Origin of the sequence: Aquiflexum sp. (assembly GCF_041749095.1) — a bacterium.
GTDB lineage: Bacteria > Bacteroidota > Bacteroidia > Cytophagales > Cyclobacteriaceae > Aquiflexum.
Map to the genome: position 1 here is coordinate 29,808 of NZ_JBGTCA010000588.1, position 13,120 is coordinate 42,927.

Genomic DNA, 13,120 nt, shown 5'->3' on the forward strand with positions numbered 1-13,120 from the left:
GCCCTACTAACTTAATCAATTTATGTTTATTTTTTATGTTATTCATTATAACAGCAGTATTCAGGGCAGTACAGGATTGTTAAAATAACTTTTAATATTAACTTGATAACAATTGGTTCCTATCATGGAATGTTCAGGACAGGACACCCAAGTTTTCGATTCTTATTTACAATATAGCCCCATGCGGTAAATTCCTCAACCAAGCATAATAATCCGGCAAAAATGACTTTAAAAGTATTCACTTCCTCCTTTTTATTTTTTATGGTATTCGCCACATTGTCCTTTGGTACTGATATGGGAAATCAAAAGGATCCTGAAAGGCCAAATATCCTATGGATTACCTGCGAGGATATCAGTCCTTACCTGGGAAGCTACGGATTTGAACAGGCCCATACGCCAAACCTCGACAAGCTGGCCCAGAAATCCATCCGCTATACCAATGCCTACGCCAATGCCCCGGTCTGTGCAGTTGCCCGGGCTACCATTCTTTCCGGGATGTACGCCTCCACCACCGGTACCCACCACATGAGAAGCAGGGTGCAATTGCCCGCAGAGATACCTGCGTATCCCAAAATATTGAGACAGGAGGGCTACTATTGTACCAATAATAGCAAAAAGGATTATAATTCAAATTACGAAAATGACCATACTTTGTGGGATGAATCCAGCAATCAAGCCCATTACAAAAACAGGAAAGAAGGTCAACCCTTTTTTGCGGTCTTTAACAATATAGTGACCCATGAAAGCCAATTAAGTGAAGATAGGATCCGGCATTATTTGGATAATGAGCTAATTCCGGAAAAACCCCGAATCCGCCCTGAAGATATCAACCTGCCCCCTTACCACCCGGATTTACCGGAAATCAGGGAGGACTGGGCACGCCTGCATGACCTGATCACCTTGATGGATAAAATGACAGGGGATTTGCTGCAGGAGCTTAAAGATGAGGGTCTTGAGGATAACACCATCGTATTTTTCTATTCGGATCATGGCGGTCAGCTATCTAGGTCCAAGCGCTTTATTTACAATGTAGGAACCCAGGTGCCATTAATGGTTCACCTGCCCGAAAAATGGAAACATCTGGCAAATAAAAACATGGGAGAAATAGATGACAGTTTGATAAGCTTCGTTGATCTGGCACCAACGCTTTTATCCATTACAGGTATCGAGATATCCGAAAAAATGCAGGGGAGGGTGTTTTTAAATCCTGAGAAGGTGGAACCAATGGATTACGTTCATTTTTACAGGGACAGGATGTCGGAACGGTATGACTTTTCCAGAGCCGTCACGGACGGTCAATATTATTTTATCCGCAATTTTTTCCCCCACAAACCTCTAGGGAGGGACACCAGATATGGATATACGGTACAGGCGAATTGGAGGGCATGGGAAGAATACCATGATCAGGGAAAAACTGACGCTATTCAATCCCAGTTCTATCAGCCTAAATCCGCTTTTGAACTTTTTGATTCTGAAAAGGATCCCTGGCATGTCGCATCCATAGCCGACCAGCCTGGATTCAGTGAAAAACTGGACTCCCTTTCAAATGAGTTGGACAGGTGGATGATTGAGACAAGGGATATAGGATTGATACCGGAGCCGATGTTCCATGACCTGGCCGGGGAAAATAAAACATATACAACCATTTATGATTATGCCCAGAGCGGGGATTATCCGATTGATCTGATTTTGGATGTAGCGAAAGCTGCCGGTTCCCGTGATCCTGAAAAAATTGCTTCATACTTTGAATTCATCAAACATGACCACCCGGTCATCCGCTTTTGGGGTGCGTATGGTTTATTCCTGACAAGACCCCGGAATGATAGGGTACAGTTAATATTGAAAGAATTGATCAATGAGGATGAATTTGCAGCCAACCGATTGATGGCAGCACAGGCATTGGCTTTTTGTGGTGACCCGGAACATGCGTTTGAATCAATCATGAAAGAAGTAAATGAAACGGACCAAGGTTTTGTTTTCCTTCAGGGCATCAACGCCTTTCAGTACAGCCACACCGATGACAGATTGTCAATGGAAGACTGGACAAGGTTTAAAAACAAAAAATTAAGTGATAAAGATGTTGCAACATATTTCGGTTTTAGTCAAAGGATTATAGATGATGCCATGGCCTTGTTTCCGAAACGTAGAGTTGTTGATTAGATCAACCATATAATACTTACATAATCCTGGATATATATAAAATTTCAACCAAAATTAATTTTATGAAGATCACTTTAATCATATTTGCCCATTTTATTTTATTAAGCTTGTTTGGGGCAAATGCACAGACCCGGGAAAGGCCCAACATTATTTTTATCCTTACTGATGATCAAAGGTGGGATGCCCTGGGACATGCCGGTAACAAGCTGATCCATACTCCAGAGATGGACCGTTTGGCGCGGGAAGGCTCCTATTTTAAAAACGCATTGGTTACCACCCCCATTTGTGCGGCAAGCCGGGCCACGATTTTAACAGGGTTATATGAAAGGACACATGCCTATACTTTCCAGACGGGACCCATTAAAGCCGATTACATGGAAACGGCTTACCCCAAACTGTTAAAAGAAGCTGGCTACCGCGTGGGGTTTTATGGGAAATTCGGCGTCAACCACAAGGACCTTGCAGGACAATTTGATGAATACGATTCCTACGACCGAAACGGGCAATTTAAGGATCATAGAGGATATTTCTATAAAACCATAAATGGAGACACGGTACATTTGACGCGCTATACCGGCCATCAGGCATTGGAGTTTATCAATAAAGCGAATTCAGATGAGCCTTTTTGCCTTTCTCTGTCCTTCAGTGCCCCCCACGCGCATGACCCGGCTGAACTGCAATATTTCTGGCAAAAGGAAGTCGATCCTTTGCTGCAGGGAGTGACAATCCCGGGTCCGGACCTTGCGGAGAACAGGTACTTTGATGCCCAGCCTGAATTTGTAAAATCCGGATTTAACCGGCTTCGCTGGACCTGGCGCTACGATACACCTGAGAAATACCAACACAGCATGAAAGGGTATTACCGGATGATCTCCGGAATCGACTTGGAAATTGGAAAAATCAGACAGCAATTAAAAGTAAAAGGCCTGGATAAGAATACTGTGATCATCTTTTTGGGGGATAACGGTTATTTTACCGGAGAAAGACAACTGGCCGGAAAATGGTTGCTGTATGATAATTCCATCCGCGTGCCCCTGATGGTATATGATCCCCGGCTTACCCGTCATTCGGATTCGGAAGAAATGGCGGCCAATGTAGATGTTCCCGCCACCATTTTGGATTTAGCGGGTGTAAAAATTCCGGAAAGTTACCAAGGCAAGAGTCTGGTACCCGTGATCAAAGGACAAAAACTTGAACGGGACACAGTGCTGATCGAACATTTGTGGGACTTTGAAAACATTCCTTCCAGTGAAGGTTTGCGTACGGCAGAGTGGAAATATTTCCGCTATGTCAACGACAAGTCGGTGGAAGAAATGTACCACCTGACCGATGACCCCAAAGAAATCAAAAACCTTTCAAAAGATCCCCGGCATGAGGGCAGGTTGAAGGCATTTCGAAAAAAGTTGGATGCCATCGGAGAAGTTCTGTCTGATCAAAGTACGGCTGCTCCTGAAAACCTTCATGTGGAATTGATCCGAAATCCTTCCGGACTAATTATAAAAGACAAGAAACCGGTGTTTGGCTGGCAGGTTCCTAAAGGCCTGATTTTTCAGACAGCCTATCAGATTTTGGTCAGCAGTTCACTGGAAAAAAGCGACCAGAACAAAGGAGATGTCTGGGACTCAGGCAAAATCCCGGGACAACAATCCTATAATGTAGCCTATGAAGGTGCGGACCTAGAGGAAAACAAGACCTACTATTGGAAAGTAAGGCTTTGGGATGGAGACAATCGTACCGGCCGGTATTCGCAAAGTCAGGTTTTCAAGGTAGGGGACAGGGAAGAATACCTGACAACTGCCAACCGTTTCCAGCAGGGAAATATTTTGCCCCTGACGCTTGAAGAAGTCGAGGAAAACACCTGGTTGGCGGATTTTGGTAAAGCGGCATTTGCCAACTTGGAATTCAGTTACAAAACCGATCAGGCAGAAACACTGACGGTACGCATAGGGGAGCAACTTGAAGGGGAAAGGATAAACCGGAACCCCCAGGGGCATATCCGCTTCCGGGAAGTTGAAGTACAAGTAAGCCCCCAAAACAACAGGTATGTGTTGCAGTTGCCTGCAGACGAAAGGAATACAGGGCCTGCAGCCGTGGCCATGCCCGATACTTTTCCGGTGCTATTGCCTTTTCGCTATGCTGAAATTGTGGCTAAAAAACGGCCCGAAGAAGTAACTCAGCAGGCATTCTTTGGCTATTTTGAAGAAGACCAAAGCCATTTCAGCAGTTCCGATACCATTCTGAATAAAGTATGGGACCTGTGCAAATATACTATGAAAGCAACCTCCTTTGCGGGCATCTATGTGGATGGAGATCGAGAGCGCATACCCTATGAGGCCGATGCCTATATCAATCAGCTCAGTCATTATGCCGTTGATTGGGAATACCCGATTGCCAGAAGGAGCATTGAGTATTTTATGGAAAAACCCACATGGCCGACCGAGTGGCAGCTACATGTGGCACTGATGTTTTACGAGGATTACTTGTACACGGGCAACACCGAACTGATTGAAAAATATTATGATGAACTGAAGCACAAGACCCTGATAGAATTGGCCCGGGAAGATGGGCTGATAAGTTCGGTAAATGCCACGCCTGAATTTATGAAAAAATTGGGGTTTAAGGATCCCTCCATCAAACTTAAAGATATCGTGGACTGGCCCCCGGCCCAAAAGGACACTGGTTGGCAATTGGCCACTGAAGCAGGAGAGCGCGATGGTTTTGTCTTTACTCCGGTCAATACAGTAATCAATGCCCTCTATTTCCGCAATCTGGAAATCATGGGGCAATTTGCATCGCTGTTGGGAAAAACCTATGAGGCCTTGGAATATGAACTGATGGCAATAAAAGTAAAAAAGGCGATTGCTGAAAAGTTGATGGACCCGGAAAAGGGGATTTACCTGGATGGTGAGGGCGCCGGACATTCTTCCCTGCACGCCAATATGATGCCGCTGGCCTTCAATATGGTTTCGGAGGAAAACATTCCTGCTGTCGTGGAATTTATCAAATCCAGGGGTATGGCCTGCAGCGTGTATGGTTCGCAGTACCTGATGGATGGTCTGTACAATGCCGGGGAGGCCGATTATGCTTTGGAGTTAATGACTGCCACCCATGACCGGAGCTGGTGGAACATGATCGCCATAGGGTCCACCATGACCTTGGAAGCCTGGGACATGAAATACAAACCCAATGCCGATTGGAACCATGCCTGGGGAGCCGTTCCCGGCAATATTGTTGCCCGAAAAATGTGGGGAATTGTGCCCAAAACTCCGGGAGCTGGTCTGTTGGAAATAAAACCCCAATTGAGCCATCTGACATCAACGGAAATTACAGTTCCTTTTCTGACGGGTAAGGTGCACGCTTCTTACAAAAAGGAAAATAACCGTTTGAAGCGCTATGTTTTCGAATTACCGGCCAATGTCTCAGCTGAGTTGTTTTTGAAATTTGCCCCCAATGATGTGGTATCCTTAAATGGAGAGAAAGTCAATACCCAGTTCGGCTCCATCCGCCTATCCCCTGGCATGAATGAAATCGAATTACAGGTCAATTCTTTTTAAAGGAGGTAAATCATTAAATTGAAAAACTACAAATTATGATTGACCTGAAAGCACGGCAAATCAATTGCAGAAAAATTTATAGATTCCTGGCTGCTAAAACTTTCGATTCCTATATGAGAAAGAATACCATGCGAAAATTTCCATAAACCTATAAACAACTTCAGTGAAAATGATCTTAAAAAAAACAGCTTGCACCTTTCTGTTTTTTATGGTAATGTCCACTTTGTCCTTTCCAAATGGGAAGAAAGATCTGCCATCTTTTAATGTTGTTTTTATAGCAGTGGATGACCTCAGGCCTGATATTGGGGCTTATGGCAATCTTCTGGTAAAAACCCCGAACATGGACAGGCTGGCAAAATCCTCAACGGTTTTCCAAAATCATTATGTTCAGATTCCAACCTGTGGGGCATCCCGAAGTAGTATCCTTACGGGTCTCTTGCCTAAAACAACAAGACATCTTCAAAACTCGGCTCTGGAAACTTTCATGGCAAATGAACCTGAAAAGGATATTCCTGAAAGTATGGTCCATCATTTCCGGAGAAATGGGTATTATACCGTGGGAATAGGAAAAATCGGGCATTCTGTTGACGGCCTTCTTTATGGTTATGAAGAATCGCCTGAAGGTGCCAAACCGGAAATGCCTTACAGTTGGAATGAATTTTTGTTTGATCCGGATAAATGGGGGACAGGTTGGAATGCTTTTTTTGGATATGCAGACGGATCCAATAGGCAGGGAATGAATAATCAGGTAAAACCTTATGAGAAAGCAGATGTGCCGGATACAGGTTATCCCGACGGCATCACAGCAGAACTTGCCACAGAAAAACTCCGTCAACTGGCCGGAAAAAACCAGCCCTTTTTTCTAGGTGTAGGCTTTTTCAAACCTCATTTGCCATTTACCTCACCCAAAAAATATTGGGATTTATATAATGAACAGGATATACCCCTATCTCCTGTTCCTGATATCCCCGAAAACATACATTTGGCAAGTTTGCAACGAATGGGAGAATTTAATAATTACCAAGCAGGAGATGAAAAGGCCCGTCTGGAAAATCCCCTATCGGATGAATATGCAAGAAAATTACGTCATGCCTATTATGCCGCCGTAAGCTATGCAGATGCCCAGGTAGGAAAGGTATTGGATGAATTGGAGCGGCTTGGGCTGGCGGAAAATACCATAGTGGTACTCTGGGGAGACCATGGCTGGCATTTGGGCGATCACCGGGTTTGGGGAAAACATACCAATTTTGAAGTAGCTTTAAGGAGCCCTCTTATTATCAAAGTCCCCGGGATAAAACCGCGTGAGATTGGAAAAAATGAGGTGGTGAGTTCAGTGGATCTTTACCCTTCCCTGATGGAATTATGTGGACTGCCGGTGGATTTTCCACTTGACGGAAAGAGTCTGGTCAAACTGATGCAGGAAGGAAAGGATGAGCAAAGAGACAATATTGCATTTAGCTATTTCAATCATGGAATCACCATGCGCAATGAGCGATATCGCCTCACCCGCTATTTTCGGGAAGAAAATCCGGTGATAGAATTATATGATCACCTGCATGATCCCTTGGAATCCAAAAATATTGCCGCACAACATCCGGAAATAGTGGCCCAATTGATGCCACTTTGGGAAAAAGGAAATACCGGATTATTTGATCAAAAATAAAATTAATAGCTATGAAAGACACCCATTTTGTAATTGTATATATTTTCTTTCTGTTGACTTCCTTTCTTCAGAGCTGTCAAAAAGCAGAGAAATCCCAGGATCAAAGGCTCCCGAATATTATTATAATCATGGCAGATGATATGGGGTATTCCGATATCGGTTTTTTTGGTGCTGAAATCGCAACCCCTAATATTGACCAACTTGCAAAGAATGGGTTGGTGATGACGCAATTTTATAATACTTCACGGTGCTGTCCCAGTAGGACCGCACTGCTTACAGGCCTTTACCAACATGAAGCGGGAATTGGAAATATGGTAGGGGATATGGGCCACCCTTCGTATCAGGGGTACTTGAATGAAAAATGTGTAACCATAGCTGAAGCCCTTAGAAGCAATGGCTATACCACTCTGATGTCAGGGAAATGGCATGTGGGTGGAGAAAGGGCAAACTGGCCCCGTCAACGTGGATTTGACCGCTTTTTCGGCTTCCCGTCAGGAGGAGGTGTTTATTTTTTTCCCATAAGATCAGGAAGGCAAGTGATCTTGGATGATGATCCCGTTCCTTTAGATACTGCCAATTTCTACTCCACAGATGCGTTTACCGATTATGCCATTCAGTTTATCGATGAGCATATGGCCTCAAAAGAAACTGCCAACGCCCCATTTTTTCTTTACCTGCCCCATATTGCTCCCCATTTTCCACTTCAGGCCAGGGAGGAAGACATCCAAAAATACCGGGGATCCTACAAAGAAGGGTTCTCCTCCATCAGAGCAAAAAGATACCAAAAATTGAAAGCATCCGGAATTGTGCCTGAGGGCTTTGAATTGACAGATCCGGATGATCAGGTATTGGACTGGAATGCCTTAAGTGAGGCCGAGAAGGATACTTTTGATCTTAAAATGTCCGTATATGCTGCCCAAATGACGTCTATGGACAGAGGAATAGGCGAGTTGGTTTCACGGCTTAGGGAACATGAAATACTGGATAATACGTTGATCATTTTCCTTTCAGACAACGGCGGGACGCATGAGGCGATTGACAATGCTGAGTTTTCGGGTGGGCCCATTGGATCCAGGAATTCTTTTGTTTCTTACAGTAGGTCCTGGGCCAATGTCAGTAACACGCCTTTCAGGATGTACAAACACTGGGTACATGAAGGAGGAATATCGACACCCCTGATTATGCACTACCCGGCAATGATAAAGGAACCAAAAATTAATCATGAAGTAGGACACATCATGGACATCATGCCCACCCTTTTGGAATTGACTCAAACCGAATACCCTACCTCCTACAAAGGCCATGATATCCTGCCATTAAGGGGAAAGAGCCTACTTCCTCTAATGGAAGGAAATAAAAGAGAAGGCCACGAATACCTGTTTTGGGAACATCAGGGAAACAAGGCTGTAAGGAAAGCAAATTGGAAAATGGTCCAAAAGAAAGGTTCCGGGGAATGGGAGCTTTATGAAATGAATATCGACCGGACAGAATTGAAAGATGTCAGTGGATTATATCCGGATGTGGTGGTGGAGTTGGAGCAAAAATACAATGAATGGGCAGCCGATGCCGGCGTATTGCCCTGGGAGGAAGTGGAAAGCATAAGGAGTAATTGAATTTTCCGGACAATTAATGAAAGGGAATCTTGGGATATTGTTCCAAAACCAACTCAAAGCAGTAGAAAAATCCACCCACGCCACACCGCAAGAATTTGGTAAAGCGGAATGAGGATAGAATTCAGTTTACCTTTAAACGCATTCAAAATTAACATAAAAATGTTGGCATATGAAGAATAACAGCAGAAGGGGTTTCTTTGCAAAAATAGGCATAGGCCTGGCGTCTTTGTCACTTTCAAGTTTCCCCAATGTGGTGGCAATGGCCAGGAAAAGATTGTCCAAAAGCTCTCAAATTTTCTTTACGAATGGATTTAAAACTGCTGAGGTGGACGCTCATTCAGCCCTGCTTTGGACCCGGTTATGTGCCTGGCAAAAGCCTCAGCCTATCAGCCACCAAAGAAATGAGACAGTTTTCCGGCATCCCATTGATTTCGATGAAAATATGCCTGTGGATCAGATGGATGGTGCGGTAAAGGGAATGGCAGGCAGGGTAAGGGTTAAGTTGATGAATAAAGGGAAAACCATTGTTTCAAAATGGTACCTCGCAAAGGAAGAAAATGATTATACAGTCCAGATCCCTTTTGAAAACCTAAAGGCAGAATCCAATTACAATATTATCTGGGAAGCTAAATCAAATAATACAAGGGGTTTGTTTTTTACTGAAGGTGCTTTCCGGACGGCACCTGATCCTTCTACTCCAAATCCCATTCAGTTGGTGACCTCAACCTGTCAATACTTTTGGAGTTATGACAATGACGAAAGGGGGTTTGATACCTATGACAGTATGGGCAGGCTAAAACCCGATTTTTTCGTCCATACAGGTGATTATATATATTATGATAAACCAGGCCCATTGGCAAAAAACATAGAAAAGGCAAGACATAAATGGCACGCCATGGACGGATGGCCTGCCTTGGTGGATTTTTACAAAAACACCCCGATATATATGTTAAAGGATGACCATGACCTTTTGAAGGATGATGTTTATCCCTCATCGGGTTCATATGGAGAACTCACTTTTGAGGACGGTCTGAAAATCTGGAGGGAAAATGCGCCGATCAGGGACAAACCCTACCGTACTTATAGGTGGGGCAAGGATTTACAGATATGGTTGGTGGAAGGAAGGGAATACCGGTCTCCCAATCCCAGTCCTGACAGTGAAGAGAAGACAATTTGGGGAAGCGAACAGAAAAAGTGGTTTGAGGAAACTTTAAAGGCTTCTGACGCCACATTTAAAATCTTGTTTTCCCCCACTCCTGTAGTGGGTCCTGATCGGGAAAAGAAGTCGGATAACCATGCCAACGAATCATTTGAAACTGAGGGCAATTGGCTACGGGATTTTCTGTCAGCATATAAAAACACATTTGTGGTCAATGGAGACAGGCATTGGCAGTATGTTTCCGTTGATGGCAAAACCGGGTTGATGGAGTTTGGGTCAGGCCCGGTAAGTGATGCCCATGCCCAAGGTTGGGATCAGGAAGATGTCAGGGCCGAACACCGGTTTCTAAGAGTAAAGGGCGGGTTTTTAGGAATAAAGGTGGAAAGAAAAACTGGATTACCCATGATTACTTTTACTCACTATGACACCAAAGGGAATATCGTAAATAAAGAAAAAAGGAATGGTTAAGGAATTACCCACTGAACTTCCTCCACAATAAAATGATCAGGGTCAACAGCAAACTTATCAAAATACTGGTTCCCAAAGGGAAATAAAAAGTGAAGTTATCCCGCTTAAAAACCATATCACCGGGAAGCGACCGTAACCCGGAGAATTTGGTAAAACCCCAGAGCAGCAATCCCCCCACGATCAGGATCAGGCCTGTAAAAATCAGTATTTTAGCTATCGTCGGCATTCCGTTTTCCATGGTGCAAAAATAAGGGATTTGATCTTTATTAATTACATTTACTTGATAAGGAAGGGATTCTCTTCTGGAAATATTCCCAAAGAGAGGATGCTCTGAGTTTGAATAAAGGCATTGAAAATACTAAAACCCATTAACCTGATGAAGATTATAACAATAATATTTGCCCAATATTTATTTTTATTGCTGTTTTTAAATAATGCGCAGGCCCAAGAAAAGCCGAACATTATATTCATTCTTACTGATGACCTGGGCTACGGGGATATTGGTGTGTTGTTTCAGAATCAGCGGAAAGCAGATGGAAAACCCGCCCACAGTACCCCTCACCTGGATGTTTTTTCAAGAGAGGGCTTAACCCTTACCCGGCATTATGTACCCGCCCCGGTATGTGCCCCCTCCAGGGCATCCCTGCTTATGGGCCTGCATCAAGGACATGCTGATGTGCGCAATAACCAGTTTGATAAAGCCCTCCCGGACAACCACAACCTGGCCACAGTATTAAAGGAAGCGGGCTACACCACTGCCTTGATCGGTAAATATGGCCTTCAGGGCCTGGAAGGAAACAGCCTTGCCACCTGGGAAGCCTATCCGACCAAAAGAGGCTTTGATTATTTCTTCGGATATGTCAGGCATAAAGACGGGCACAATCACTATCCGGCCCATAAAGTCCCTGAACGCGGTCCTATGGAACTTTATTACGGAGAAGAGGAAATTTCATCCAGGTTATCCGGCTGTTATACAACGGATCTTTTTACGGCCCGTGCCAAAAAGTATATTATTGACCACAAAGCTGAATCTCCCACAAAACCTTTTTTCCTTTACCTTGCTTATGACACCCCACATGCAGGCCTTGAAGTGGCAAGCATGCCCTACCCCGAAGGTGCCGGAGTACAGGGTGGGCTGCAATGGATCGGAGAAGATGGAAACTATATCAATACAGCCAAAGGGGAAGTAAATCAATATATCCACCCGGATTACCGCAATGATAATTGGCCAGAGGTTCATCAAAGATTTGCCAGTATGGTCAGAAGGATTGACAACGCAGTGGGAGACCTGATGCAGTTATTGAAGGATCTGGAAATTGATGGTGAGACCATGATTGTCTTTACATCAGATAACGGCCCTCATCATGAATCGTATGGCTATGGAGATTATGCGCCGACATTTTTTGAGAGCTTTGCCAACTTGGACGGAACAAAAAGAGATACCTGGGAAGGGGGTATTCGAGTACCCACATTTGTTAGGTGGCCAGGTAAAATCAAAGCAGACACTAAAAATCAGACTCCCTCAGGCTTCCATGATTGGTTGCCTACATTTGCAGAGGCGGCGGGTATTCCAGCACCGGCCAATACAGATGGCAGATCTCTGCTGCCCATCTTGAAGGGACAAAGCACTGCTTTTGATGGTAAGGTATATGTCGAATATCAGGTCAATGGTGAAACACCCGCCTATCAAAGTTTTCATGAAACCCATATCGGGCAGAAGCGCGGGGAGATGCAGGTGGTCTACCTTAAGGGATTTAAAGGAGTCCGCTATAACATCCTTTCCCACCGGGATGATTTCAGAATTTACGATACCCAAAATGATCCCGGTGAAATCACTGATCTTGCCGCAACCGATCAGGATTTTGTAAGGCTTCAACAGGACATGAAAAACACTGTGCTCCAATGGCGAAGACCCAATGCATCCGCTGAACGACCTTATGATCGTGTTCCGGTACCCGCAGTAGCAGGAAAGAGGAATCTCAAAAAAGGAATCCATTATTCCCTCTATTCCATAAAATCTCCCTGGGTTCCCTACATCAATCCCCAAAACCAAGATTCCAAGAAAAAAGGTATCCTGCCAAAAATCCAGGTGGTTAATAGCACCGGACAGGAAGAGATGACCGTCGTGTATGAGGGGTTTTTAAAAGTGGAAGAAGAAGGTGAATATATTTTTGATTTTCAAACCAACGAGAGTTTTGTGATGCACATCCATGAGGCATTGCTGTTTGATAAGGACAAGGTATCTGGAAATGAAAAATCAGGAACTGCAAAGGTAAATTTGGCCAAGGGTCTTCATCCGGTAAAGATTGTTTATCAAAATAAAAACCAGGCTGATCCCAAATTTGAAATCAGGTGGAGCGGAAAAAATTTCCAACATGCGGACTTAGAGGTTTTTCATTAAAATTCCCAAAACCAAAACAATGGAAATGCTTTGTTTAAATAGAATTTTTCATGCGGCCAATCCCATGAATTAAAGCATTTTTCAATCAGTTCTTAAACCCTT

7 protein-coding genes are annotated in these 13,120 nt (G+C 44.1%); 6 read left to right on the forward strand and 1 reads right to left on the reverse strand.

Going from position 1 to position 13,120, the window contains the following annotated elements; genetic code table 11:
* Positions 1–222: 222 nt before the first annotated feature.
* The 5 genes from ACEW8O_RS26330 to ACEW8O_RS26350 all read left to right on the forward strand — a co-directional run bounded on the left by ACEW8O_RS26330 (position 223) and on the right by ACEW8O_RS26350 (position 10,617).
* Positions 223–2,160, forward strand: a complete 1,938-nt coding sequence (locus tag ACEW8O_RS26330; RefSeq protein ID WP_373497612.1) for a sulfatase — start codon at positions 223–225, stop codon at positions 2,158–2,160.
* Between the two features lie 62 nt (positions 2,161–2,222).
* The gene (locus ACEW8O_RS26335) at positions 2,223–5,714 is read left to right on the forward strand and encodes a sulfatase-like hydrolase/transferase (RefSeq protein ID WP_373497613.1); all 3,492 of its coding nucleotides are present in this window, start codon (positions 2,223–2,225) and stop codon (positions 5,712–5,714) included.
* A gap of 169 nt (positions 5,715–5,883) precedes the next feature.
* Positions 5,884–7,377, forward strand: a complete 1,494-nt coding sequence (locus ACEW8O_RS26340; protein ID WP_373497614.1) for a sulfatase — start codon at positions 5,884–5,886, stop codon at positions 7,375–7,377.
* A gap of 11 nt (positions 7,378–7,388) precedes the next feature.
* Positions 7,389–8,990 (forward strand): arylsulfatase, encoded by a 1,602-nt coding sequence (locus ACEW8O_RS26345; RefSeq protein WP_373497615.1) that lies wholly within the window; start codon positions 7,389–7,391, stop codon positions 8,988–8,990.
* Between the two features lie 169 nt (positions 8,991–9,159).
* On the forward strand, positions 9,160–10,617 hold the full coding sequence (locus ACEW8O_RS26350) for an alkaline phosphatase (protein ID WP_373497616.1): 1,458 nt from the start codon (positions 9,160–9,162) through the stop codon (positions 10,615–10,617).
* A gap of 4 nt (positions 10,618–10,621) precedes the next feature.
* Here the strand turns inward: ACEW8O_RS26350 and ACEW8O_RS26355 are convergent, their stop codons facing one another.
* Complete coding sequence (locus ACEW8O_RS26355; protein WP_373497617.1) at positions 10,622–10,855, reverse strand: DUF2905 domain-containing protein; 234 nt, start codon at positions 10,853–10,855, stop codon at positions 10,622–10,624.
* Positions 10,856–10,993: 138 nt separating this feature from the next.
* On the opposite strand from ACEW8O_RS26355, the gene ACEW8O_RS26360 reads away from it, so the two are divergent.
* Entirely contained in the window at positions 10,994–13,018 is a 2,025-nt protein-coding gene (locus ACEW8O_RS26360; RefSeq protein ID WP_373497618.1) for a sulfatase-like hydrolase/transferase, read from the forward strand.
* The last annotated feature ends 102 nt before the right edge of the window (positions 13,019–13,120 follow it).